The following is a 25,113-nucleotide window of genomic DNA, read 5'->3' on the forward strand; positions in this document are numbered from 1 at the left end:
GACCGAGACATCGCCTCGCTACCGTCGGCGACCTGACGCTCACAGCAGGTGGCGAGGGGCATGGATCTCTGGGTCTGGGTGCTGATCGGGGTTGTCGTGGCGGTACTGGTGGTCGTGGGCACCGTCGATCATTGCGACTCGCCGGTGCTGGTGATTTCCAATGGCATCTTCGTAATCGCCCTGAGCTACCTGCTGATCACGCAGCCCATGGAGACCGTCGAGCAGGTGGTGGAGACCTTCAAGGCCGCGTTGGACACCCTAACCGACGTATTTCAATTCCTGTTCGGGTAATTCTCTTTACCGCCAGAAGGTGGTGGTAAAAAGGCCTCGGCTCAGTCATCGTGTGCCAGATCTAGCTGGAGGTGCCCGTGGGACAGTCCGGTATCCAGGTGTTCCTGCCGATTTCGCTGGCGATCATCATGTTCGGGCTGGGCCTGTCCCTGCGGCCTGCGGACTTCGCCAAGGTCGCGAAGACACCCAAGGCGGTGGCTCTGGCGCTCGGGGTGCAGATCCTGCTGCTGCCGCTGATCACCTTCGCCCTGGTGCTGGCGTTCGGGCTGCAACCGGAACTCGCGGTGGGCATGATGCTGCTCGCCGCCTCTCCCGGCGGCTCGACCGCCAACCTGTTCAGCCACCTGGCGGGCGGCGAGGTGGCACTCAACATCTCCCTCACGGTGATCAACACCGCGCTCGCGTTGTTCACGCTTCCGCTGGTGACCAACCTGTCCCTCGCCTACTTCCTCGGCGACCGAGCCGACATCGGGCTCGACCTGAGCAAGCTGATCCAGGTGTTCGCGCTGGTGCTCATTCCGGTGTCCATCGGCATGGCTGTGCGCGGCCGGTTCCAGGACTTCGCGGTGCGGATGGAACGGCCCGTCAAGGTGCTGGCCGTGCTGGTGCTGGTGGCGGCCATCGGAATCGCCATCGGGCAGACCGGCGACAGCACCTGGGAGCACCTGGTGGAGGTCGGCGTGGTGGCGCTGCTGCTCTGCGCACTCAGCCTCGCGGCCGGGTACTGGCTGCCGCTGTGGGCGGGCCTGCCGCGGGGGCAGGCCATCGCCTCCGGTTTCGAGGTGGGCATCCACAACGCCGTGTTGGCGATCACCGTGGCGCTCACGGTGATCGGCAACGAGTTGATGTCCGTTCCGCCCGGCATCTACGGCGTGCTGATGTTCTTCCCGGCCGCCGCCTTCGTGTTGTTCCTCAACTCCCGCTGGTCAGTCGCTGGTACGCCGGGCGTAGAGCCAGGTCGCGAGCGTGAACGAGGCCAGCAGCAGACCCAGTGACCAGGCCAGCGCGATCCAGCCGTTGGACTCGACGGGGCTGCCGGTGAGCAGGCCGCGGACCGTCTCGATGATCGGCGTGATCGGCTGGTGCTCGCTGACGGCGTGCAGGAACGACGGCATGGTGTCGGTGGGCACGAAAGCGCTGCTCAGGTAGGGCAGGAACAGCATGAAGAAGCTCAGCACGCTGGCCGACTCCACCGATTTGGCGATCACGCCGAGGCCCGCGGCCAGCCAGGACAGGGCCAGCACGTAGAGCAGCAGCAGACCGACGGTCAGCGCCCACTCGGTGAGTGTGGCCGACGGGCGGAAGCCCATCGCGATGGCGGCCGCGACGACCACCGTGGTGGACAGCGCGTTGCGGGTCACGCTGGCGACCACATGTCCGGTGAGCACCGCGAAGCTGCGGATGGGCATCGAGCGCAGCCGGTCGATCATGCCGTTGGTCATATCGTCGGCCACCGACATCGCGGTGGACGCGGCGCCGTAGCCGACGCACAGCAGGATGATGCCGGGCACCACGTAGTTGACGTAGGCGGTCCCGGTGTTGATCGCGCCGCCGAAGACGTAGACGAACAACGCCATCATGAGCAGCGGCAACACGATCGACATGATCAGGGTGTCGACGTTGCGGCGGGACAGGCGGATGCTGCGCCCGATCATGGTGACCGAGTCGCTGATGGCGTGGCTCATGCTGCCACTTCCTCTCGGGCGGTCAGCGCCAGGAACACGTCGTCCAGGGTCGGGCGGTGCGAGGACACCGTGGTGGGCGCGACACCGATGCCACGCAGGTTGTCCAGCACCCGGTGCAGGTAGGCGGCGCTGCCGTCGGACGGCACGCTCAGCACCCGCCGCTCCTCGTCGACGAAGCCGTCCAGCAGCTCGCAGGCCTCGCGCAGGGAGAACGCGTCGGCGAAGTGCAGGTCCAGACGTTCGCCGCCGACCTCCGACTTCAACGCGTCCGCGGTGCCCTCGGCGGCGACCCTGCCCTTGTCGATCACCATGATCCGGTCCGCCAGTCGGTCGGCCTCCTCCAGGTACTGAGTGGTGAGGAAGATCGTGGTGCCGGTGCGGACCAGGTCCCGGATGGCCCCCCACATCGTGGTGCGGCTGGCCGGGTCGAGGCCGGTGGTCGGCTCGTCCAGGAAGATCACCTTCGGCAGGGCGACCAGGCTCATGGCCAGGTCCAGCCGCCTGCGCATGCCGCCCGAGTACGTCTTCACCCTGCGGTCCGCGGCGTCGGTGAGGCCGAAGCGCTCCAGCAGTTCCACCGCGCGGTGCACCGCAGGGCGGCGGCCGAGGTGCATCAGCCGCCCGACCATGGTCAGGTTCTCCCGGCCGGTCTGCTCGTTGTCCACCGCGGCGTACTGGCCGGTCAGGCTGATCACCCCGCGCACCTTGGCGGGTTCCCGCAGCAGGTCGAAACCGGCGATGCGGACGCTGCCCGCGTTGGGCTTGCTCAGCGTGGTGAGGATGCGGATCGCCGTCGTCTTCCCCGCCCCATTGGGGCCCAACAACGCGAAGACCGACCCCTCGGCGACCTTCAGATCGATCCCGTCCAGCACCACGGCGGCGCCGTATGTCTTGCGCAGGCCGGTGGCCTCCACGATCATCGCTGCCCCCTTGGTAGTGCGTATATGATACGCGAAAGAGCGTAGCTCATACGCAATGAGGGGTGGAAGCGGCGTTCATAGACTTGTGACCGACGAGAGGGCGGGGATGACCGACGAGACCGAGCTACCCGACCACATCGCGCTGATGTGGGGGCTGCGGGAGGCGCCGCGGCGGGGACGCAAACCGTCGCTGACGGTCGAGGCGATCACCCGCGCCGCCATCGAGATCGCCGACGCCGAGGGCCTGGCCAGGGTGTCGATGGCCCGAGTAGCCGCCCACCTCGGCAACGCGACGATGGCGTTGTACCGGCACGTCAAGAGCAAGGACGACCTGCTCGCGCTGATGTCGGACGCGGCCATGGAGGACCCGCCGGAGCTGCCCGCGGGTGACTGGCGCTCCGGGCTCACCCACTGGGCGCTCGCGGTGTTGGCTGCCATCCGCAAACACCCTTGGTACACGCAGATCGCGATCAGCGGCCCGCCCGCGGGACCGCACAACCTCGCCTGGTTCGACCGCGCGATCGGCACGCTGGCCGACACTCCGCTGACCGAGGCCGAGAAGGTCGGGATCGTGATGGGCCTGATCACGTTCGTGCACGGTGAGCTGCGGCTGAGCGTCGACCTCGCGGCAGGCTTCCGGGACAACCCGGAGGCGTTCAGCCGCCAGTACGCCGCGGCGCTGCGGAGGCTGGTGGACCCGCGCAAGCTGCCCGCGCTCGCCAGAGTTGTCGAGGCCGGGGTGTTCGACCTCGACAACCTCTACGAGCAGGAGGACCTGGACGCCGACTTCGGTTTCGGGCTCAACCTCTACCTCGACGGCGTCGCGGCCTACCTGGCGCGGCGGTGATCAACAGGTCGTCTTGGCGGGCTTGCCGTCGAAACGGCCGCCGAGCCAGTTCAGGGCTGTGGTGCCCCACGCCGAGATCGCCACGATGTGCCCGGCCAGCGGGACCGGCTGCCATTCGACCTGGGCGCCGACCGCGCAGTAGCGCGCCTTGAGCTTCTCACCGGTGGTGTAGGGGATCAGCTCGTCCAGCGTGCCGTGGTAGAGGTAGATCGGCACGTCGGGCTTGCGGTTGCCCAGCTGGTTCTCGGCCAGCCTGGCCTGCCAGCGCGGGTCGTTGATCATGTCCGGCTCGGTGGTCAGGTCGTTCAGCTTCGTGAACGGCGCGGCGGCGCCGAGTTCGGCGACGCAAGCCTGCTTGACCTTCTCGACAAGCTGCTTGCCGCGCTCGTTCAGCGCCTCGGCGAAGGGCAGTTCGGAGTACGCCGTGGACAGCCCGACCGCGGCACCGGCGACCAAGCCGAAGGCCGCGCCGCCGTCGTTGAACTTCGCGACCTCGGCGAGGTCGCCGGGCACGCCGCCCTCCGCGACGCCCACGAGCTTGACGTCGGGGGCGTAGCTTCCGTGCAGCTCACCCGCTGCCGCGGCGGCCTGGCCGCCCTGGGAGTAGCCGAACGCGCCGACCGGCGCGGACGGGCTCAGGCCCGCCTCGGGCAGCCGGGTGGCGGCGCGGGCGACGTCGAGCAGCGCCCGGCCCTCGGACTGGGCGACCGCGTAGGTGTGTGTGCCGGGGGTGCCCAGTCCCTCGTAGTCGGTGACGGCGACCGCCCAGCCCTTCTGCATGGACTGCACGAGGAAGGCGATCTCCGGCTCGGTGCCGTTGCGCAGGTGGTACGAGGGCGCGCACTGGTCACCGAGGCCCTGGGTGCCCATGGCGTAGGCGATCAGCGGCCGCGGCCCGCTGCCGGTCCACGGCGTTGGCGGCACCAGGACGGTGCCGGAGACGGCGTTCGGCGCACCCGTCGCCGAGGTCGAGCGATGCAGCACCTGCCACACCTTCACCGGGGCAGGGAAGACCCGGAACGGCTCGGGGTACCAGTCGACCTTGCGGCTGCGGATGACGTCGCCCGCCTTGCCCGGCAGCGGGCTCGGCGGTGTGTAGAAGGGGTCCTGAGAGGGGACCGGCGGCTTGTCGTCGGCCATTGCCGCGGGGACCGCACCTGCGGTGACCAGTAAGAATGCACTGATGAGGGATGCCAGGGCTGGGCGGAGCATCGTTTCCTCCGGGACTGGAGTGGTAACGAAGATTTCCACAACGTAGAGACATTGCTAACATCTGGCAATCCCTGTTACCAAAACCGCCGTGGAGGTCCGATTGGCCGCGGGTTCGCTGGGCCGGAACTACGCAGGCGTCTCGCCCGAACAGCGGCGTGCCGAGCGCCGCGAGAAGCTGCTGCTGGCTGGGTTGGAGCTGTTCACCTCAACGGGTTACGCCAAGACCAAGATCGCGACCCTGTGCGCGGAGGCCGGGGTGTCCACCCGCAACTTCTACGAGGAGTTCGCGGGCAAGGAAGAGGTGCTGCTGACCCTGCACCACCGCATCAACGCCATCGCGTTGCGGCGGGTGCGCGCGGCGCTGGACGGCCTCTCCGACGCCGATGTGGTCACCCGCGTCTCCACGCTGCTGGACGTGTTCGTCGGCAGCATCACCGCCGACCCCAGGCTGCCGCGGCTGAACTACGTGGAGGCGGTCGGGGTCAGCGCCAACCTGGAGCGCCAGCACCAGGAGTGGGTGACGCGCTGGGCGGAGTTCATCGAGTCCGAGGCCAAGAACCTGTCCGCGCACGGCGTCGCGCCCGACCGGGACTACCGGCTCACCGCGATCGGGCTGGTCGGCGCGATCACCGGGCTGCTGCGGGAATGGCAAGTCCATGACCCGCCGCACCCGGTCGACGAGATCGCCGCGGAGATCCGCGCGCTCATGCTCGCCGCCCTCACGCGCCCCGCCTGAGCGGGCAGGCCATCATGGTGGCCGTGCCCGAATTGGAGTCCACACCCGATACGCGGCTGCGGATGAGCAGGCAGCGTGCCCGCGACACCGGCACCGAGGTCGCCCTGCGCCAGGAACTCCACCGCCTCGGACTGCGTTACCGCGTGCACCGCAAGCCGATCGCGGGCGTGCGTCGTGAGGTGGACATCGTGTTCGGCGGGCCCCGCGTCGCCGTCTTTGTCGACGGCTGCTTCTGGCACGGCTGCCCGGAACACGCGACCTGGCCCAAGCGCAACGGCGAGTTCTGGCGCACCAAGATCGAGGGCAACCGGGTACGGGACGCCAACACCGACCTCGTCTTCGCGGAAGCAGGCTGGCTGGTGATCCGCGTGTGGGAGCACGAGGACCCGAAAGCCGCGGCTCAACGCGTGTACGACACGGTGCTCAGCCGCCGCTAGCAGCACAGGCGGCAGCGCGCGGGTTGCGCCGGACCGCCGGTCAGGAACGGCTTGAGGTGGCGGGCGATCGCCTCGGCCAGCATCGGCGGCACGGCGTTGCCGATCTGCTTGGCGACGCCGATCTTGCTGCCGCACCACAGGAAATCCGCGGGAAAGCTTTGCAGGCGGGCCGCCTCCAGGTGGGTGATCGGGCGGTCCACCCGGTGGCCGTCCGGGCCGGGTTCCCACTGCGGGTGTAGGTACTGGCCCTTCTCCGGCTTGAAGAACTCGGTCCGCACCGTCAGCGACGGCAGGTCCCAGCGCATCCGGCCCATCACGTCGGTGGTGCCGGTTTTCTTGCGCCGCCAGCAGTCCGACAGCAGCCGGTCCGGCAGGTTGAAGCGTCCGCCACCGGGTGGGATGTGCGCGTAGCGCTCCAGCGACAACGCGGTGGGGGTGCGTCCGATGTGCAGGTCGTCGCTCTTGAACACCCCCGGCACCCGCTCGCCGAAGAAGGTGGTGCCCGCGTCCGGAAGGTGTTTGACCAGCGGGGTTTCCGGCAGCCCCGCCAGCACGTCGCGGGTGGTGTGCCAGCCGGGCAGCCCGGCCGTGCCGGGGCGGGCGTGGGTGGGTTCGGGTAGCGGGATGCGGCCGATGCGGGAACCGATGACGATCGTGCGTTTGCGCCGTTGCGGCACCCCGAAGTCCGCGGCCAGCAGGAATCCCGCGGACAGTTCGTAGTCCGCCAGCAGCCCGCCCGGCGCCGCCTCCGCCTGGAGCAGCGCGAACTCGCTTGAGGAGAAGAACCGGTCCACGTTCTCGATCACGAACACCTGGGGGTTCGCGTGCCGCACGAACCGGATGTACTCCTTCCACAGCTTGTTGCGCGGATCGTGCACGTTGCGCGAGCCGAGGTTGGAGAAGCCCTGGCAGGGCGGTCCGCCGATGATCAGGTCGGCCCGGGGGATCGCGGCGTCGGGCACGGTCGCGATATCGGCGTGCCGGGTGTGGGACTCGCCGAAGTTCGCCGCGTAGGTCGCCGCGGCCTGCAAATCGAACTCCACCGCCAGCACCGGCCGGTAGTCCTGTGCCGCGAGGAAGCCCGCGGTCATACCGCCGCACCCCGCGAACAGGTCGATCATGGTGAAAGATCGGCATCCCACAACCGGCGAGATTAACCGACAGGAAGTGCCGGAAGGCCGCTTCGGCTCGGTCCTACCGTCGAGTAACGTCCTCCGGGCAGTGAACGGAGGCGCAGGATGGCCCGGTCTTGGTGGGGTTGGGGCACTGACGAAGGTGCCGCCACCGCGGCGGAAGCCGAGGCGTTGGTGGGCAGGGCGGCAGCGTTGCTGCCCGCACACGACTTCACCGCGCACAACCCGCCGAACCCCGGTGACCTGGGCCTGCCCGCACCCAGGGTGAGCCCGCCCGAAGCCTTGGCGGGCCTGTGCTCGGCGGAGGCCGAGGACCGCGCCGCCCACGCCCATGGCAAGGCGTTTCGCGATGTGGTGCGCAACCTGCGCGGCGAGGTCGACCACGTGCCCGACTTGATCGCGCGGCCGCGCCGCGAACAGGACGTGGTCGACCTGCTCGACTGGTGCTCGACGCGCGACATCGCCGCGATTCCCTACGGCGGCGGCAGTTCCGTGGTCGGCGGCATCGAGCCCCGCTTCGACACCCCGGCCATCACCATCGACCTGGCCAACCTCGACCAGGTGCTCGAGGTCGACCACGTCAGCCGCGCCGCCCGCGTGCAGGCCGGTGTCTACGGTCCCAGCCTTGAAGACCAGCTCAGGCCGCATGGGCTGACGCTGCGGCACTTCCCGCAGTCGTTCGAGTTCTCCACCCTCGGCGGTTGGCTGGCCACCAGGGCGGGCGGCCACTTCGCCACCCTGTACACCCACATCGACGACCTCACCGAATCCCTCCGCGTCGTCACCCCCACCGGTACCACCGAATCGCGCCGCCTGCCCGCCTCCGGCGCCGGTCCCTCCCCGGACCGTCTGTTCCTCGGTTCGGAAGGCACCCTGGGTGTGATCACCGAAGCGTGGGTGCGCCTACAGGTCCGTCCACAGTGGCGTGCGAGCGCCTCCGTGACGTTCGAGGACTACGGGCAGGCCGTCGCCGCGACCAGGACGATCGCGCAAGCAGGCCTCTATCCGTCCAACTGCAGGCTGCTCGACGCCGCCGAGGCGTTCCTCAACGCGGGTGTCCAAGCAGCGGGCGGCTTGCTGGTGCTGGCCTTCGAATCGGCCGACCACCCGGTGGACCCGTGGCTGGACCGAGCAGCGGAGATCGCCCGCGAACACGGCGGCACGCCCGCGCCACGGCAGGAGAACCCCGCGTCGAACTGGCGGGCGTCCTTCCTCCGCATGCCCTACCAGCGGGATGCGCTGGCCCGCCGCGGCATGATCGTCGAGACCTTCGAGACCGCCTGCACCTGGGACACCTTCGACGAGTTCCACGCCGCGGTATCGGCCGCCGCCCAGCAGGCGGTCACCGAGGTCTGCGGCCTTGGCGTGGTCACCTGCCGGTTCACCCACGTCTACCCCGACGGCCCGGCCCCGTACTTCGGTGTCTACGCCCCTGGCCGCTGGGGCAGCACCGTCGCGCAGTGGGACGAGATCAAGGCCGCCGTGTCGGAGGCGATCATCGCGCACGGCGGCACCATCACCCACCACCACGCCGTCGGACGCGACCATCGCCCCTGGTACGACCGCCAGCGGCCGGACCCATTCGCGCGGGTACTGCGCGCGGCGAAGGCAGAACTGGACCCCGCCGGAATCCTGAATCCCGGTGTGCTCCTGTGACACCATGAACCGGTGAGCCTGGAATTCGGGCATCTCCGCGCGGTCTGCGCCATCGCGGACGCGGGGAGCCTGTCGAAGGCAGCGGCGATGCTGGGGTTGAGCCAACCCGCACTCACCGCGCGATTGCAGCGCGTGGAACAGGAAATCGGCGGTCGCCTCTTCGTCCGCGACCGAAACGGCGCGGTGCCCACCCAACTCGGCGAGTTCGTCCTCAGCCGAGCCCGCGGCATGCTGCTGGGCATGGAGGAACTCCGCCGCGGCGCCGACAGCCTGCTGTCGGCCACCACCCAGCTCATCCGCCTTGGCGGGGCGTTCGGGTCGGTGTCGGTCGGCCTGGCCGAGCGCCTCGGCTCACAGCTACCGGGCGTCGAGGTCCGGCTGGAGATGGAGTACTCCCCGCGGCTGCTGTGGGAGTTGCTCGCGGCGGGCCGCCTGGACGCGATGACCACGGTGGACTATCCAGGGTGGGAACTGGAGGGCACCGCCGAGATCGCCTGCGAGGTGATCGCGGTCGAACCGATCTTCGTCATGCTCAGCACCACCGACCCCCTCGCCGGGCAGGAGGAGGTCGAACTCGCCGACCTGGCGGGCAGGTCCTGGGTGCTGACCCCGCCGGACGGCGCGGGCTGGCCGGACGTGTTCTACGCGACCTGCCAGCAGTTCGGCTTCACCCCGCAGGTGCCGTTCACCTGCTTCGCGCACGAGTCGATTCGCGAACTGGTGTCCACCAGGGGCGCGGTGGCCCCCTGCCAGGCGGCGTTCCCACCCGGCGATGGCATCGTGGTCCGACCGCTGGCGGGTGTCCCCATGCAGCACCGGCATCTGCTGGCCTGCCGCCGGGGCGGCCTGCTCGGTGCCCGCATCGCGGACATCGTGGAGTTCGGTCGGGCGGCGTACTGGGAACACGTGGCCTCCCGGCCCGACTACCTGCGCTGGCGCGAACGCCACCGCCGCCCGGCTGACGCCTGGCTCTAGATTCGCTGTGCGGCCAGATCCATCAGCCGGGACAGGATGCGTTCGCCGTCGGCGCGGATGCCGTCGTGCTCCCACTCGTTGGTGACCCACACCCGCACGTTGCCCACCGCCTTCGCGGTGCGCAGCGACAGTTCGGCATCGACGTACAGATCGTCGTGGTAGACGATCGCCGCCACCGGCACGGTGTTGCCCGCCAACCGGACCGGGTCGTACAGGGCGGGCCAGTCCTCGGCTTCGGCGAGCAGGTCGGCCGCCCCGGCGAACGGCCGCAGCGACTGGATGTCGCGGAACATCCACGGGTAGATCATCTCGCCGGTGAACAGCAGGGGGTCGGCGTCCTCGGCGAACTCGGGGAAGTCCGCCAACGCCCGCTGCGCCGCCCAGGCGGTCGGCTTCCCGCCCTGGGCGTACACGCTCTCCTGCATCACCGCGTACAGCGGCCGATCCGCCAGCAGCGTCGCGTTCAGCACCGCGTACCGGAAGGTGTCGGACAGCCCGCGCCCGTCGAACACGTCGTCCAGCACCCACCGGGTCCGGTCCAGCCCGTCGCTCATACCCAGCGTCATCCCGAGCGTCCGCAGCCTGCGCACGGTCAACCGGTCGCCGTCCGGCAGCCGAACGTCCTGTGTGGACAGGTGCTCGGCGAGTCGGCGGATCAGCTCGCCGTGGCCGGGGTGCCGGGCGTAGTAGGCGTTCATCCGGTCCCGCACGCGCGGATAGGTACGGGCGTACACCTCGTCGGCGGTGCCGTCGATATCGGGCAGCCCACCCGCGATGTAGCAGGTGCGCAGCCCCTCCGGTGCGAGGGACAGGTAGCTCAGCGTGATGAACCCGCCGTAGCTCTGGCCCAGCGTGACCCACGGCCGGTCGCCGCAGAGCCGCCGCCGGATGAGCTCGCAGTCGGCGACGATCGAGTCGGCCCGAAAGTGCCGCAGGTAGCCCGCGAGTGCCTCGTCGCCGCCAAGTTCGGCCGCGGTCCGACGGGTGACCGGCGTGCTGCGGCCGGTGCCGCGCTGGTCGAGCAGCAGTACCCGATGGGTACGCAGGGCGTGGCCGAGCCAGCCCTGCGTACCCAGTGGGCGAGGGGAGCGGCAACCCGGTCCGCCCTGGAGGAACAACAGCCACGGCAGGTGTTCGCCCGCCCGCTGGGGGTCGACGAGTTCCCTGGCGAACACCGTGATCGTCGTGCCCGATGGTTCCCGGTGGTCGAGCGGCACGGTGAAGGTGTGGTCGACTACCTCGGGTCGGGACATGCGCTCCTCGGTTCTCCGTGGCGGGTCAGCTGGTCAGCAGTGTGACGTTGTAGGCCTTGAGGATCTCGTTCACCGGCTGGAAGTAGGTGGTGCCGCCCCGCCTGCAGTCCCCGTCGCCGCCCGAGGTGACGCCCTGGGCCTGGTCGCCGGAGATCGCGGAGCCGCCGGAGTCGCCCGGTTCGGCGCAGACGCTGGTCTCGATGAGGTCGTACACCTTGCCGAACTCACCGTAGTCGACGGTGACCCCGCGGGCACCGATCTCGCCGCAGTGCCAGCCGGTGGTTCCGCCGGAGCGGCAGATGGACGCCCCGATCGGTGCGTCCGTCGAGCCCGCGACGCGCACCCGACCGCCCTTGTAGTCGTTCACCGCCGCGATCGGGGTGTTCCCGGCGCCGACCTGCACATAGGCCATGTCGTCACCGGGGAAGCTGGAGCCGCGGAAGGTGCCGGTGGGCTGGGTGGTGCTCTCGCCGACCTCGCCGCAGTGGCCCGCGGTGACGAACCCGCCCTGCACCGAGAACCCGACCGAGCAGCCGTACTGGCTGGTCCAGTAGCGGTTGCCGCCCACAACATCGATCAGCGGCCGTGCGGCGCGGCCCGCGACCACCCGCAGCGCGTCGGCGGGCGCACCCACCGAATAGCCGTAGGCGTAGGCCGCGGCCTCCGCACCCGGCCGCGACTTGATCACGACGGTGTTGGTGGCGACGTCGACCCGCCAGCCGAGCACGGTGGCGGGCGCCCGGTCGGCCGCGGCGTCCAATTGCCGCTTGACCGCGTTGAGCCGGGCTTCACTGCGTACGACGAGCCGGGGCTGCGCGCCCGCGGCCCGGACCTGGTCCGCGGCCGCGGGGTCGGTGACCGCGACGACGAGCCCGCCGTTGGGGGTGTCGTACCAGCTACCGCCGATCCGGTCACCCAGGCTGCCGCGCAGCGCGCGGTCGGTCTCGCCCGCCTTCCGCTCGGCGTCCAGCCGGGCCAGCGCCTGGGTGCGGTCCAGGCCGAGGTCGCGCTGCATGGCCGACAGCAGGTCGGGGTTCGGGGTGTCCGCCGCCGCGGACTGCGAGGCGAGCGCGCCCGCAGTCAGGATGAGCGCGGAAACCACAGTGGTGAGTTGTCTCAGCATCGGTGTGCTCCTTCGGCTTAGCAGGGATTACTGCCGAATCACCCGGTGATCTCGGGCTTGGCTGCCGCAGGGTGTGGCGTACCGAGATCAACAAAATGAATTGTTCACCGAAAAGTGCCGATTGGACCTATCTGTCTTTTCATAGAACGCGCTGATGGCGCAGGTAGGTGAACGACCGCAGTGCCGCCTCCACCGGACCGATGCGGTACCGCCGCAGGTAAAGATTGCTCCAGCCGACCTGGACGGTGAAGATCGCGAGCACGATCAGCACCAGGCCTGTCTCGGGCACGTGGCCGACCAGCCCGAAGCCGTACCCGGTGAAGAGGAAAGCGCAGATCAACGACTGGCTGAGGTAGTTCGTCAACGCGAGTCGCCCGGTGGCGGCCAGCGGTCCGAGCACGCGTCGTCCCGCGCCGGTCCGCCAGAGCAGGACCAGCCCGCTCACGTAGGCCGCAGTCAGCGCTGGAGCCGTCACCTCACTGACGGCCATCCCGAGGAAGAGGTCCGGGCCGCCGCGAGTCGCGGCCAGGTAGACCGCGCCGGGGGCACCGACCAGCAGACCTGCCGCCACCACGAGCCGCAGCGTGCGCGGGTTCAGCCGCTCGGGGAAGTCCAGCAGGCGCTTCTTGCCCGCCGCCAGTCCGAGCAGGAACATCGCCAGCACGCTCGGCCAGAACCCGACCACCAGGATCACCTGGGACCGCCAGTAGTCGCCCGCGCGGGCCGCGACGACCTCGGCGAACGGGCCGCGGTACGCCGCGATCTGCTCCGCGTAGCCCGCCGGTTCCCCGAGCAGGCCGCCCAGCATCCCGAGCAGCGTTGGCAGTTCCATCAGCAGGATCAGCCCGACGACCAGCAGCACCACCGCCGCGACCACCGCCGCCCGCGGCGGGATGGCGCGGGCGGCGAGCAGCACGAAGCCCAGCAGGGCGTAACAGGTCAGGATGTCGCCCTGGAACAACAGCACCCCGTGGGCGATGCCGAACAGCAGCAGGAGCAGCAGACGACGGCCCCAGGTAGCGGCGATGGAGGTTCCCCGCTGCTCGGCGCGCCGCAGCGCCACCGCGAAGCCGTAGCCGAACAAGAACGAGAACAGCACGTAGAACTTGCCCTGAAACACCGCGGTCACGCCGGTCAGCACCGCGTCGTCCAGAGCCGAGTGCTCCACCGAGGTGCCGTGGTCGAGGAAGCCGAAGAGGCTGATGTTGACCATCAGGATGCCGAACAGGGCGAAGCCGCGCAGCACGTCCAGGATGGCGATCCGGTCTGCGGGCTGGATCGGTTCCACGGCAGGCTCCCCCCGGTCGCTGCGGGGTCCAGCTTGCCATGGACCGGCTAGTAACCGAACCCGCTGCGGCCCCCTCGCACGGCCTCGGTGCCCTCGACGGCTTTGTGGCGGCGCTGGGCGGGCGTGGCGAAGGCCGCGGTGTCACGGAGCAGGGCGGCGACGCGGCTGACGGCCTGGAAATCGCCCACCGAGTCCTCGCGGACCAGCATGAGCCTCCGCCGGTGTGTGGACGTCCAGTCGTGCGACATCGTTGCCCTCCGCAGTCTGTTCCTTGAAGCCCGGAGGGACTAAAGGCCTGAGCCGTTCAGCCCCGTCCGGGTTCATACACAGTGCCGCGCGAAGGTTGTCCATCGCTTCGGGAGAACTACGTAGTCACTACGTAAATCCCGACTGTCCGTTCACTCGTTCGAGAGCAGCTCCTGCAGCTCGATGACCGATTCCTGGAGTTTTGCGGCGAAGGTGAACATCTCCTGGGCCACCGCCTGCGGGGTGCTCAGGTAGACGTTGAAGCTGTCCGGAAGCAGCACATAGGCCACGCCGATGCACTTGCTGCTGGTCGACCCGAAACCGAAGTACCGGATGTTGACCGAGGGCGCCGAACTGGTGCTCAGGTAGTCGTCCCGCATGATCCGCCAGCCCGGCGTGTCGTACAGGGCGAGCGGCTCGCCTGCCCCGCCGCGCCGCTGCTGGATGAGCTGGAGTTCCCACAGGTGCTGCTCGGGCGCCTGTCCGGCCTGACACTCCTTGGCGCGGGCAACGTGCTTGTCCGCGGCCGCCCGGAACGCGGCCCGGCGCTCCTCGGCGGAGGTGTTCGGGTCCTCCATGGCCGCCACGAACCGCACCGACTCCGGCGTGACCACGCGCATCGCCTCGGTGCGCCCGTTCTGGTACTGACGCGTCGCGATGGACTCGTAGGTGGCGCCCACCATGCCCTTCGCGCGCTGGTGCGCGAGTTGGTAGGCCATCTGCACGAACGCGTCGGGCGACATCTTGAGCTGCTTGGCCCGGTTCGCGCCGAAGTCGTCGAAGGACACGATCTTCGTCGCGGTGGCGTCGGCATAGGCGGCGAAGGCGTCGGCGGCGGCCTTCACGTCGGCGCGCTGCTGCTCATCGAGGGCGAACTCGATCGGCTCCACCGCGGGCAGGCCCTGCGACACCGCACCCGAGCGGGCCGACAGCTCCTCCGCGGGCGTGCCCAGCAGCCCGTCCACGAAGCTGAGCACCGTGGTCCCGTCCAGCCCGCAGTGCTCGATGTTGATGCCCGCGCGGCCGTCCTCGAAGACGATCAGCGACACCGCCTTGTCGAACCAGCGGTTCCCGCTGTCGCCGTGCAGCAGCTGGTCGCAGGCCTCCTGGTCGTCCTTCGGGGTGAAGTCCTCAAGACACAGGCAGAACAACGCGGTCTCGATGGTGTCCAGGGCCTCGGCGTTGCCGGGATGGGTGAGCAGCTTCTCCCGGCTCGCCGCCCACTCCGCCCTGGCCTTGGTGGTCAGGTGCCCCGCGGCGGTCTCGGTCGGCGCCCGCAGCGCCCCGATCTTCTGGATGGCCCGCAGCCCGGCGGCGAGGTCCTCCAGCGAGTGCGGCGTCCCGTCCGGTCCGAGCACGTCCATCCGGAAGCTGTTGCCGCGGAAGAACACCACGATGTGCCGGGCATCGGAGGGTCCCGGCCACTCATCGCTGTAGGGCACCCGCACGGTGTCCTGCACCCGGCCGGGAATGCGGGTCTCGGAGAACAGGAACTTGTTCTGCTCCATGGACAGCGCTTGCCCACGCTGGATGATCGGCGGCACCGCCTCGGCGTCCAGCAACAGCTTGTAGTTGACCGCGGCGGCCACCAGCCCGGCCGCCCGCTCGATCTGCCGCTGTTCGGACTCCCTGAACAGGAAGAAGAAGTTCGCGTTCAACGCGATCCGGTCCCGGCGACCCAGGTAGCGGGCAGGCCAGAACGTGTCCAGCCAGCTACGCACACCCTCGGTGTCGTTGTAGCGCGTCAACTCGGCGTGCAGTTCCCGCGCCGGGCTGTCCGGCCGCAGGTAGTCGGCGACCGCGGCCTCCGTCTCGGCAAGCTCGGCGGCGGTGAGCAGCGGCGCGCACCAGGTGAGGAACCGCTCGCAGCTCTCCTCCAGCGTGGGCAGCGGCACGCGCGGCAGACGGTTCTCGTTGCCGAACGTGCGGCTGGACCATTCCTGGTTGTCGTTCACTGTCATCCTCGACCTCGATGGTGGTTTCAGGTGTCCGATATGAGTCTGCTGGGCCGGTTCGGCGGCCGGATCGAAAATCGCACGAGTCGGTATACCGCGCGGCAGTGAGAGGTGAAGTTGGGCGTAAAACCACCCGTCCGTCTCCAACCCCCGCGGGTCGACGCCGACCGTGGCCAGCGTGTCCAGCACCAGGCGCTGCTCCTGCGTCGAGGCGAACCGCCGCTGCCGGAACACCCGGTCCAGCCGCACCGTGTCGTAGCCGTAGTCGGCGAGGTTCTCGGCAACGGTGTCGAACGGGAACATCCGCAGCACGAAATGCGCCATCCACGGCCTGCGCCCCTCGCAGGCCTCCACGATGCGCGTGATCGTCTTCTCGCCGATGTAACCCATGCAGCCGGTGGAGAACACCAGGTCCGCGCGGCTCAACTCCGCGCGCTGCGCCGCGGTGGGGTCTGTGCTCTCCAGATCGGCGAGCACGGCCGCATCGAGGAACCCGGCGGCCGACGCGTACGCCAGGGCGGGCCCGGAGATGTCCAGCCCCACGAACCGCGCCCGGTTCTCGGCCTCGCGCACCAGCCCCCGGTCCCGCTCGACCAACTCCTCATGCGTCAGGGCATGGGCCTTGGCGGCGCCGTACCGGGCGTAGAGGTCGTCCATGGACGCGCCGCTCTTCAGCAGCGCCCCGTTGATCCCGTACGAACACCCGATATCGAGAACGGTCGGACCGCGGTCCTCGTGGCATTCCCGGAACCGCTCGACAAGTCGCAGGAAATAGGGCTTGGCCAGCTGGGGAATGCAATACTCCAGCTCGCGCAGTGTGGTGAAGTAGGCCCGCGGATCGGATTGCGTGTAGATGTGATCGAGCAACACTTTTCCGGTGGCGTCGAAATTCACGCGTGGTGCTCCTAGTCCAGCAGTTGGTCGACCCGGACACTCCGTTTCAGGTGCTGTGGAAGCACCCGGCCGAAAAGCTGTCTCGTCCGCGTGACGCTGCCGACGACCCCCTGCCGCTCGCTGTAGGCGAAGATCGCCGTGTGCCGGTCGGCCGCACCCTCGACGCGGCTGACCCGGTGCAGCGAATAGCGGCCCTTGAACAGCTGAAGATCACCCGGTCGCAGCGTCAGCCGCCTGACCAGGTCCGCACCCTTCCCATCCAGCACGGCTCGCACGTCATCGAAATTCTCCGCCGTCGCGGACCGGATGTTCGGGCAGTACTCGAAAACCCCACCGCCCTCAGGCAGTTGCGTCACCATGCTGACCGTGAACTCGTTGGTGTCGAAGTGCCAGGGATGCTCCATCCCCGGCCGGATCACGTTGAGGCACAACCCCGACAGCTCATCGGCCAGCGGAAACAATTTCGCCAGCCGAAAGCAGTCGGCGACGAACCGCTGGAACAACGGGCTCTCGTACAACTCGGCGATGATGAACTCATTCGGAATCAGGTCACGAGCCACGAAAGCGTTGCCGCGCTTCATCGTCCGTCGCCCCGGATGCCCTTCCGGCAGCGGCGCGTCCACCGCGATGTTGTAGGCGTTGACCGTCTCGACGTCGTAGTAGGCCTGCGGCGCTACCCCCGCGCACTCCACCCGCAACTCGGCGCACCGCTCGGACCGCACGAAGTTCGGCAACACCGTGCACCCGACGCTGTCCAACTCGGCTCTGGCCCGCGCCACAGTGGCGTTCCACGCGGTACCCCCCGGCTCCGTCAGGGGGTACCGCTCCGTGTCGACGACGTGCCCCAACACCCGAGCTCCGGATGCGCTCATGAAGATCCTCTCCACGTGCCCCCTGCCGCGAACCTCCCTGGGGTTTAGCACACCCATTGCTCACAAATCAGGCCCGCGAACTTGTTTGTGACACGCAACACCGACCTCGAAAACGTGCACGATCAAACACATGACAACGCCTCACAGAACGGTTGTCCCGCAACGCGAGCGCGGTCTCACGATGTGGCAGCAGCCGACACGATCTGATCGGCAATCGCACCGATCTGCGCGAGCAACGCCGCGGGCGCAAGTTCAAGGTCGAGTACATGCGTGAAGATCCTGATGTGCGCGTGCTTGACCGTATGGACCGTGAGCGGTTCTTTTCCGTCCGCGTAAACCAGGTGTCCCTGCCGGATATCTAGTGAGGTGCAGTAGGCCAGCATCTGGTAGTAGTCGGACTTCGGCTCGCGGTTCTTGTACTTGGCATCGAGCACCGCTAGCGGCTTGCCCCTGTCTTCCCAGACGAGGTCGGGTTTCAGCGGCAGCTTGCACGCCAGGTCCAGATGCGACCTGTACTGGGGTCGGGGCTTGCCTGCGATCCGCTCGGCCAGCGCTTCGCCGACGGCGGTGGTGACGAAGTCCTCGAAGACCTGCTCGAGGTTGAAAACGAACCCGCTGACGCCGAGGGCACCCCGGGAGTGCTCCGGCGAGGCCGCAGCCAGGATGATCTCCGCCAATTGGAGAACCTTGTGGTACCGCAGGTTCTCCTTTGTCGGCGTCCAAGTGGGTAGCGGGCGTCCGGGCGGCAAGACGCTCACCTCGGCCAGTCGGGCTCGCTGCAGGCCGAGGCGGCGGTAGGAGTCCTTGTCGACCCGTTTCAGGTCCAGGACGTGTGTTAGAGCCGCGAGCAAGATCTGGTTTTCCGGGATATCGACGGTGTACTCGTCGAAGGAGATCTCCATCGGCATTGTCTGGCCATACCGACGGCGAAGCTGATCATTCTCCCGGATCCGCCCGCGGAGCGTGTACGAGCTTTCATCCACGGTCCGGTAACCCTGCAGAACCCCCAGCTGCAAGGCATCCTCCGCCTGCCGCCAGAGGATTTGCGCCACCGCCGCGAACACGCCCTCCGCCGTTCCGACGTCGACGGTGTCCTGCTGCCAGCCTGTGGAATTGCGGGCGTAGCCCGCCAGGAAGAGCAGCCTCGCGACGGAGATCTTCGGGTTGACTCGGATCTCCAGCGCACCCGCCCGAACAGTGCCGACCTTCCCGCGCTTGCCCGTCACCGTCCACAGGTGGGCGCCGCGCGCCGACTTGGTCACCGTGACCAACTCGGACGCCTCCAGCCTGCGGGCCTGTTCCGGGGTGAGCTCGACGACTTTCCCCTTCGATTCCCCGAGCTCGACCGGTGTCACGGTTACCCACCACCGACGGCGCTGCGAATCGACTCGAGTGCGTACTGCTCGAGGATGCTTCCGCCCGTACCGAAGTGATGCTCTGCCAGCAGTGGGAGGATTGATGCCTGCCAGACCCGCTCCAGGCCATCCTCCCGCCGGTAGATGCTCGGGCGCATCAGGAACGACGGGCCGATCGCGAGATTGCGGTCGCTGATTCGGATGTTCAGCTCATCGAGAACCAGCGGCGTATCCAGGTTGTGGACGACCTCTTGCGGGTTCTCGGCTCGGTGCCTGTTCAACCACGCTGCCAGCAGACCCTTTGTCGGTGCATCGGAGGGGTGCAGTTCGGTGAACACGAATCGGCGGCGGATCGCGGCGTCGACGTGGGCGATCGACCGGTCCGCGGTGTTCATGGTGCCGATGACGAACAGGTTCTCGGGAAGCGTGAACTCCGATTCGGCCGAGTAGAGCAGGTCGATGGGCGCGTTCCGGTACTCCAGCAGGAAGTACAGCTCGCCGAACACCTTCGCCAGGTTCGCCCGGTTGATCTCGTCGATGACCAGGATGTGCGGCTCGCCCGGGCGTTCGCGGGCGGCGTCGACCAGGTTGCGGAACGGGCCGGGGTGCAGTTTGAACGTCACCCCGCCGTTCTCTTGGACGGGCCGGAACCCTTCGAAGAAGTCCTCGTAGGTGTACGACGGGTGGAACTGCACCAGTTTCACCGCGTTGCGCTCCGCGAGATGCCAGGCCAGCTTCCTGGCCAAAAAGGTCTTTCCGGTGCCGGGGGGACCATGCAGGATCATCTGCTTGTAGTCCCAGAGCAGATCCGCCTGTCGTTGCAGCCAGCTGTGCTCGACGAACAGCTCCTCGGCCAGTTTGGCGCTGACCGGCCGAAACGCCAGCTGTCTGGCGGGGTTCACATTGGGCTTGGCCGCACCTGCGCCGTCAGCCAGGAGTTCCTCGATCGCGGCGAGATGTTCGGTCAGCTCCACGACCTCGGACTGGCTGTTGAGCTTCGCCTGCAATTCCCCCGGCAGGTCCGTGAACCTGCTGCTCCGCTGGAGCCAGCGCGCGAACCTGCGCAGGTTGGACTGCTGATCGGCCGACCGCAGGTAGGACGCCTCGCCCGTGATCTCGCCGAAGTGGACGGTGTCGCCGGATTCGGCGAGCAGGTGGTCGCCGGGGCGCATCCGGTTGAGGAACGCGTTGAACTCGGTGGTCCGCGCCTCCCGCACGGCGTAGGAGGTGTGCTGGTAGTCCTCATCGACGATCACCCTGAGCTCATCCCTGGAGACCGGTGGTGAGATAGGGCGCAGGTTCGTCGCGGGCAGCGAGACGAACTTCTCGGCGATCCACGACCGCACTAGGTCGTGGCCGTCGCCTGCGGCGCCGCGAATCAGCCAGGCCCGTTTGGTCTGCGGTTGCTCCTGCTCGACCTCTCCCAGTTCGGCCAGCCGCTGCTCCAGGTCGTCGGCTGTCATCTGCTGGGTCTGGGCCGCGCGGCCCTCGGTATCGAACTCAACCCCCTCGGCCTGGAGTTTGCGCCTGAGGTCCATCCCGCGGTGCAGGGCGTGCAGCGCGTTGTCCGGGGGCACCGAGCCATCCCGGTTCAGCACCCGGTACGCGCCGCTGATCGGCTTCTTGCCACCTGCGAGGAAGTGCGGGATGTCGGCGGGCTTCTTCCCGATCAGTTCGGCAACGTCGTCGTAGGAGGTCCACGATCCGGGCTCGACGACGTTCAACGCCCGCGCGACGAGCTGCTCCGAGCCGCTGAGTTCCTGCACAGCCCTGGCCCTACGACGGCGGATGTCGTTGTAGAGACGCCTGAGCTCGGAGACGAACTGTTCCTCGTCGTAGGTGTCGAGCGCTGTCTCACCCGCCTCGGTGAGGTCCCAGAGTCCGTCGCGCTTGGACATCCAGCCCACGGTCGCCACATCACCGGTGTGCCAGCGGAGGTGGTTTTCCCAGCGCGGCTGACCGGAATCCGGATAGGGCTCCCGCTCGTAGTCGGTGAGTTCGACGCGATCTCTGACCTGGCGGAAAACCTCACTGCCTGGTACGGGGCTCGGCGACTCCCTGAGCACCTGAAGACAGGCCCTGAGCAACGGCGCGATTCGAACGGCATCAGCCATCTCGGTTCCCCTGCCACTATTCGCGATGCAAGCCTGCGAATCTTAGCTATGCGGTCATGGCCTCAAGAAATCGCTGTGTTTCGGCGTCGGTGGAATACACACAAATCCCTCGCATTCCGCGAGTGAGCAGCACCTTGTAGGTGTTGGTGATCAGCGCGGTGAAACGGTTCTGATCGGTCTTGCGCAGGCTCGGGTCCTTGGACTTCGACGGGTCGACCACCCAGGATCCGTTGCGGTGAAGGAAGTCTGGACCGATAATCACGCCCGCCCAGTCGTATTCGAAACCCTGGGCTGTGTAGACGCAGCCGACTTGACCAAACCCACGCTCGTCCGATGCCCAGTAATCGGCGTCGGGCGCGTCGGGTACTTGCTTTCCGGGTTTGGCGTTCCAGGGGCGCTGCCAGTCGCCGATCCGGACGTCGTCGACGAGCTTGCGTCCGTGCTCGGTGTCGGCAGGATCGCTCCACGGCCAGCAGTAGCCCGCGGTGATCCGTGCTGTTCCGCCAAGGGCCCTGCTCTTGTTCTGCAACCACGTTTCCATGGCCCGCGGAGACTCCACGCAGGCCACCGTGAAATCCGCGTCCAGCGTAGTGGCAATGCGACTCCAGGGCACAGGCGGCTTGCGGTCAATGCCGAGCAGCCTGGCCACCCAGGAATCAAACGACACCGAACCACCGCAGCGGAACTGGCCGTCCAGGTGAACCACGTCCAGGTTCGAGCCGCGCGCCTCTGCCGCTGCAGCGATTTCCCCGAGCGAGCCCATCTCGCCGGGCCGCACGATCTGGTTCTCATCCAGGAGAAAGACCGGAACCCAGGCGACATCGAGCAGTTCGTCTATCTGCCTGCCTGCTTGTTCCCGGACCTGTTTCCCGGTGAAGCGGTTGACACTGGTTTCCCGAATGCGGTGGGACTCGTCACAGATCAGGACGCCCAGCTCTTTCGGCTCCGCACTCACATAGCTGTTGAAGTATTTGAACAGGGTCTTCTTCTGCTTGCGGCTTCCCTCGAACTTCCGCATGGTCATAGTGAACGCACGGGAGCCGGTGGCATGCTCCACGCGGAACCCGCGACTCTCCATTTCATAGAGCAGGGTGAGTGCGATGGCGCTCTTGCCGGAGCCAGGGCCGCCCAGCACCACGACAACCGTCTGCTGCTTCGCCGCCCGGGCGCGTTCCACGGCGCGCAGTACCTGCCGGTACGCGACCTGCTGCTCGTCGAGCAGGACGAAGCGCCGATGGTCCCGCGCCTTCAACGCGGACGGCTCAATCAAGGGCTTGGCCTTGCCGTTGCCCCACTGCGTGAACCGGTGGCCTGCATCCTGCGCGGCCGACCGCTCGGCGTCGACATCCAGTAGCGAACGCAGGTGGTACTGCAGGTCTGCGTGGTCGTCGGCGGTGAAGAGCCTGCCGAAGTCGGTGGCCCGGTACTGCATCAGCGACGACAGGCCATCGGCGTGATGGTTGTACAAGTAGGCGACCCCGTGCACGGCGTGGGGCCGCTCGGCCAATGGCGGTGCCACGTCCACCAGGTACTCGCAGTACTGCTGAACCTGTTCCGCGGGGTGGAGCACAGGCTGGCGCCTCCCCCCAACCTGGACCAAGCCCGCGGCCAGAAGCTCCGCATCCGACCACTTCGCCAACTGCACGAGTACATAGCTCGGTTCACCGGAATGGGGGTGGACGCCGCAGAGCACGGCACTGATCCGCTTGGGGCTGTTGGGAAGCTTGTGCTCCAGCAGGACTTCCACCTGGCCGAGACCCGCGTCGACCAGCAGGCGCAGGAAAGGCGGGACGAGTTCCCGCCACTGGAGCGTTTCGGCCGTTCCCGCGCGGGGTTCGGTCTCGTCCCGAACTGGACCGGCCGCGAGACGGCCGCTCTCCGCGGCAGCCAGCAGATCGACGGCACTTCCCTGGACAAGAGCCACTTCTTTTCCCCCACTGGACACACGTGAACCACGTGCGGGTGGGGGCAGCGACGAAGTGGCGCTTCGGTGCCCGGCGGGCCGCAACACCACAAAATAGAGGATCTCGGATGATCCGGCTTGGGCAGGTGCGCGTGACACCCGCCCAGCCGTCGCGTTCAGCCGGTATAGCCTGCGAAGATCTTGGCGAAGTCGTAGGGGCTTTGCTGGATGTTGGTGCACTGGTGGAGGGCGCCGTTGCAGGCGTTGCGGTCGCGGACGGTGTCCCACAGGGAGAGCATGCCGAGGTGCTTGGTTTTCGCGAAGGCGACTAGTTCCTGGGCGTCTTCCTGGTAGAAGATCTCGTTGCGGGAGTCGTTCATGCCGATCATCGGCGTGACGCCGACCATCGACCACAGGGCCGCGTCGGATTTCTCCGGGTAGACGGTCTTGAGTTGGGCGAAGAGGCTCATCGCGGCCTGGATGGCCTTCTTGCCCTGGTCGGCGGGGCCTTGGTAGTAGTCCATAGCCATGATGTCGACGAGGTCGAGGTTGACGCCGGCGGCCTTGGCGGACTTGACGACGTTGAGGCCGTGTTCGGTGAGGCCGGTGGGCAGGACCGGCAGGGTGAGGGAGATCTTCAGCTGGGGGTAGCGGCGCTGGAGGTCGGCCAGGGCCTGGGAGCGGCGCTCGACGGACGGCTTGTCCTGGACGGCGGTGCCTTCGATGTCGAGGTCCATGTAGACCAGGTCGTAGGCCTTGATGACGGCCTCGTATTCGCGGATGGTGCTCGCGACATCGCTACAGCCGACGGCGATCTCGATGCCGCTGGCGCCGCCGAAGGAGATCTTGACGTCACCGCCACCCGCGCGGATCTTGTCGATTTCCTCGCGCTGCCAACCGGTTCTGGGGTCGAAGGCGGCGAACCAGCTTGCCTTGCAGGCGGCTCCGGTGATGAAGCCGAGGGAGAAGCCCTTAGCCCCGCCCGCCTTCTGCATCTCGGTGAGGACCGGGGTCGGCCAGGCGCCCATGTCGACGTACGGCGCGTTGGGCAGCGCGGGGGCCGCGGCTGCCGGGGTGGGGGTGACGAGGGCGAGCGCCATCGCCACGACAGCGAGCAGTCTCATATCGCATGACCTCCTGCAGGGAAGGAGAGGCGGCGACATTGGTGTAGACCAGATGGTCTCACTGGTTGGCGAGCTTGGCCAGCGACTCAGGGTTGGTGTTGCCGCCGGACAGGACCATCACGATGGTGGCGGTCTCGGGGATGCGTTTGCGTTCGATGGCCGCCAGCCCGACTGCTGCGGAGGGCTCCACCAGCAGCTTCGTGGTGTCCATCAGGCGCCACCACGCCGAGAGGATCTGCTCCTCGGTGACCTCCACGGTGGCATCGACAAACGCCCTGACGTGCGCCATCGTGTGCACCCCGGCGAACGGTGCGCCGAGGCCGTCGGCGATGGTCTGCGGCGGGCCTGGCAGCGGTTCGGGGTGGCCCGCTTTCATCGCGCGGGTCAAGGCGTTGGCGGTGACCGGCTCGACGCCGACGATCCTGGTCTTGGGCCAGCCCGATTTGACCGCGGCGGCGGTGCCGCTGATCAGCCCCCCGCCGCCGACCGGCACCAGCAGCAGATCGGGTTCGGGGCAGTCCAGCAGGATCTCCCGGCCGACGGTGCCCTGGCCCGCGATGACGTCCAGGTCGTCGAACGGGTGCAGCAGGTCGTAGCCGCGTTCGGCGCCCAGCCGTTCGCAGGTGCCGACCAGGTCGTCGGTCGCCACCACCTCGCCGCCGTAGCGGCGCACCGCCTCGACCTTGGTGTCCACCGCCGTCGGCGGCATGCACACCATCGCGGGGATGCCGAGGTGGGCGGCGGCGTAGGCGACCGCTGCGCCGTGGTTGCCCGCGGAGAAGGTGACCACGCCCGAGGGGAAGGCGCCGCGTTCGCGGCGGGCGAGCAGGGCGTTGAACACGCCGCGGATCTTGAAGCTGCCGGTGTGCTGGAGGTTCTCCACCTTGACCAGCACGCGGGCGCCCAGATACTCGCTCAACCGCGGGCTCTCCAGGGCGGGCGTGCGGTTGACGTGCGGCTCGATGCGTTGCGCTGCCCGCTCGATGTCAGCGGGTCCGATGAGTTCTGGCTGCGACGTGATCACCCCGCGCTGAATTCAACCTCACCCCATTGCCGCAATCAAGACAGCGCGGACGCGAACTCTGGACAGCCAG

At 68.1% G+C, this 25,113-nt stretch carries 22 protein-coding genes; 7 read left to right on the forward strand and 15 right to left on the reverse strand.

The genetic code is table 11. The annotated features are described in order from the left end of the window. Positions 1-60 precede the first annotated feature (60 nt). A complete protein-coding gene (locus ACU6XJ_RS16135; protein ID WP_476311851.1) occupies positions 61-291 on the forward strand; it encodes a hypothetical protein in 231 nt (76 codons plus the stop codon). A 77-nt stretch (positions 292-368) separates the two neighbouring features. Further along, positions 369-1,286, forward strand: coding sequence for a bile acid:sodium symporter family protein (locus ACU6XJ_RS16140; RefSeq protein WP_476311854.1), 918 nt, complete (start codon positions 369-371; stop codon positions 1,284-1,286). Here the strand turns inward: ACU6XJ_RS16140 and ACU6XJ_RS16145 are convergent. Beyond that, on the reverse strand, positions 1,218-1,976 hold the full coding sequence (locus ACU6XJ_RS16145) for an ABC transporter permease (RefSeq protein ID WP_476311856.1): 759 nt from the start codon (positions 1,974-1,976) through the stop codon (positions 1,218-1,220). The two genes, ACU6XJ_RS16140 and ACU6XJ_RS16145, sit on opposite strands and share 69 nt — an antisense overlap. After that, on the reverse strand, positions 1,973-2,896 hold the full coding sequence (locus ACU6XJ_RS16150; RefSeq protein WP_476311859.1) for an ATP-binding cassette domain-containing protein: 924 nt from the start codon (positions 2,894-2,896) through the stop codon (positions 1,973-1,975). The genes ACU6XJ_RS16145 and ACU6XJ_RS16150 overlap by 4 nt, the downstream gene beginning before the upstream one ends. An 85-nt stretch (positions 2,897-2,981) precedes the next feature. Here ACU6XJ_RS16150 and ACU6XJ_RS16155 point away from each other — a divergent pair, with 85 nt between their 5' ends. Next, positions 2,982-3,743, forward strand: coding sequence for a TetR/AcrR family transcriptional regulator (locus ACU6XJ_RS16155; protein WP_476311862.1), 762 nt, complete (start codon positions 2,982-2,984; stop codon positions 3,741-3,743). On the opposite strand, the gene ACU6XJ_RS16160 is transcribed toward ACU6XJ_RS16155, so the two are convergent. Beyond that, positions 3,744-4,955: a lipase family protein gene (locus tag ACU6XJ_RS16160; RefSeq protein ID WP_476311864.1), complete on the reverse strand. Its 1,212-nt coding sequence runs from the start codon at positions 4,953-4,955 to the stop codon at positions 3,744-3,746. 115 nt (positions 4,956-5,070) lie between these two features. Between ACU6XJ_RS16160 and ACU6XJ_RS16165 the strand changes: the two genes are divergently transcribed. Together ACU6XJ_RS16165 and ACU6XJ_RS16170 are read left to right on the forward strand one after the other, a co-directional pair. Then, positions 5,071-5,691, forward strand: coding sequence for a TetR/AcrR family transcriptional regulator (locus tag ACU6XJ_RS16165; protein ID WP_476314054.1), 621 nt, complete (start codon positions 5,071-5,073; stop codon positions 5,689-5,691). A 14-nt stretch (positions 5,692-5,705) separates the two neighbouring features. Next, entirely contained in the window at positions 5,706-6,128 is a 423-nt protein-coding gene (locus ACU6XJ_RS16170; protein ID WP_476311866.1) for a very short patch repair endonuclease, read from the forward strand. Here ACU6XJ_RS16170 and ACU6XJ_RS16175 read toward each other — a convergent pair. Then, positions 6,125-7,249: a DNA cytosine methyltransferase gene (locus tag ACU6XJ_RS16175; protein WP_476311869.1), complete on the reverse strand. Its 1,125-nt coding sequence runs from the start codon at positions 7,247-7,249 to the stop codon at positions 6,125-6,127. The two genes, ACU6XJ_RS16170 and ACU6XJ_RS16175, sit on opposite strands and share 4 nt — an antisense overlap. Before the next feature lie 117 nt (positions 7,250-7,366). On the opposite strand from ACU6XJ_RS16175, the gene ACU6XJ_RS16180 reads away from it, so the two are divergent. Both ACU6XJ_RS16180 and ACU6XJ_RS16185 read left to right on the forward strand, forming a co-directional pair. Next, complete coding sequence (locus ACU6XJ_RS16180; protein WP_476311871.1) at positions 7,367-8,917, forward strand: FAD-binding oxidoreductase; 1,551 nt, start codon at positions 7,367-7,369, stop codon at positions 8,915-8,917. A 12-nt stretch (positions 8,918-8,929) separates the two neighbouring features. Further along, a complete protein-coding gene (locus ACU6XJ_RS16185) occupies positions 8,930-9,892 on the forward strand; it encodes a LysR family transcriptional regulator (protein WP_476311873.1) in 963 nt (320 codons plus the stop codon). Here the strand turns inward: ACU6XJ_RS16185 and ACU6XJ_RS16190 are convergent. The 11 genes from ACU6XJ_RS16190 to ACU6XJ_RS16240 all read right to left on the reverse strand — a co-directional run bounded on the left by ACU6XJ_RS16190 (position 9,889) and on the right by ACU6XJ_RS16240 (position 25,043). Further along, positions 9,889-11,145, reverse strand: a complete 1,257-nt coding sequence (locus tag ACU6XJ_RS16190; RefSeq protein ID WP_476311875.1) for an alpha/beta fold hydrolase — start codon at positions 11,143-11,145, stop codon at positions 9,889-9,891. The two genes, ACU6XJ_RS16185 and ACU6XJ_RS16190, sit on opposite strands and share 4 nt — an antisense overlap. A 25-nt stretch (positions 11,146-11,170) precedes the next feature. Then, positions 11,171-12,268, reverse strand: coding sequence for a S1 family peptidase (locus ACU6XJ_RS16195; RefSeq protein WP_476311877.1), 1,098 nt, complete (start codon positions 12,266-12,268; stop codon positions 11,171-11,173). Positions 12,269-12,407: 139 nt separating this feature from the next. Further along, positions 12,408-13,556 carry a DUF418 domain-containing protein gene (locus ACU6XJ_RS16200; protein WP_476311879.1) on the reverse strand — a complete coding sequence of 383 codons (1,149 nt, stop codon included), beginning with the start codon at positions 13,554-13,556 and terminating at the stop codon, positions 12,408-12,410. A gap of 47 nt (positions 13,557-13,603) precedes the next feature. After that, positions 13,604-13,804: a hypothetical protein gene (locus ACU6XJ_RS16205; RefSeq protein WP_476311881.1), complete on the reverse strand. Its 201-nt coding sequence runs from the start codon at positions 13,802-13,804 to the stop codon at positions 13,604-13,606. A gap of 150 nt (positions 13,805-13,954) precedes the next feature. Further along, positions 13,955-15,763 carry a choline/carnitine O-acyltransferase gene (locus ACU6XJ_RS16210; protein WP_476314056.1) on the reverse strand — a complete coding sequence of 603 codons (1,809 nt, stop codon included), beginning with the start codon at positions 15,761-15,763 and terminating at the stop codon, positions 13,955-13,957. Positions 15,764-16,662: 899 nt separating this feature from the next. Then, complete coding sequence (locus ACU6XJ_RS16215; RefSeq protein WP_476311884.1) at positions 16,663-17,523, reverse strand: HalD/BesD family halogenase; 861 nt, start codon at positions 17,521-17,523, stop codon at positions 16,663-16,665. Between the two features lie 176 nt (positions 17,524-17,699). Beyond that, positions 17,700-18,878: an McrC family protein gene (locus ACU6XJ_RS16220; RefSeq protein ID WP_476311887.1), complete on the reverse strand. Its 1,179-nt coding sequence runs from the start codon at positions 18,876-18,878 to the stop codon at positions 17,700-17,702. A 2-nt stretch (positions 18,879-18,880) separates the two neighbouring features. Next, entirely contained in the window at positions 18,881-20,992 is a 2,112-nt protein-coding gene (locus ACU6XJ_RS16225; protein WP_476311889.1) for an AAA family ATPase, read from the reverse strand. A gap of 46 nt (positions 20,993-21,038) precedes the next feature. Then, positions 21,039-22,916, reverse strand: a complete 1,878-nt coding sequence (locus tag ACU6XJ_RS16230; protein WP_476311892.1) for a DNA/RNA helicase domain-containing protein — start codon at positions 22,914-22,916, stop codon at positions 21,039-21,041. Positions 22,917-23,071: 155 nt separating this feature from the next. Continuing rightward, on the reverse strand, positions 23,072-24,019 hold the full coding sequence (locus ACU6XJ_RS16235; protein WP_476311895.1) for a chitinase: 948 nt from the start codon (positions 24,017-24,019) through the stop codon (positions 23,072-23,074). 58 nt (positions 24,020-24,077) lie between these two features. Then, positions 24,078-25,043: a threonine ammonia-lyase gene (locus ACU6XJ_RS16240; protein ID WP_476311898.1), complete on the reverse strand. Its 966-nt coding sequence runs from the start codon at positions 25,041-25,043 to the stop codon at positions 24,078-24,080. Positions 25,044-25,113 lie beyond the last annotated feature (70 nt).

This window comes from Actinorectispora metalli (assembly GCF_056323685.1).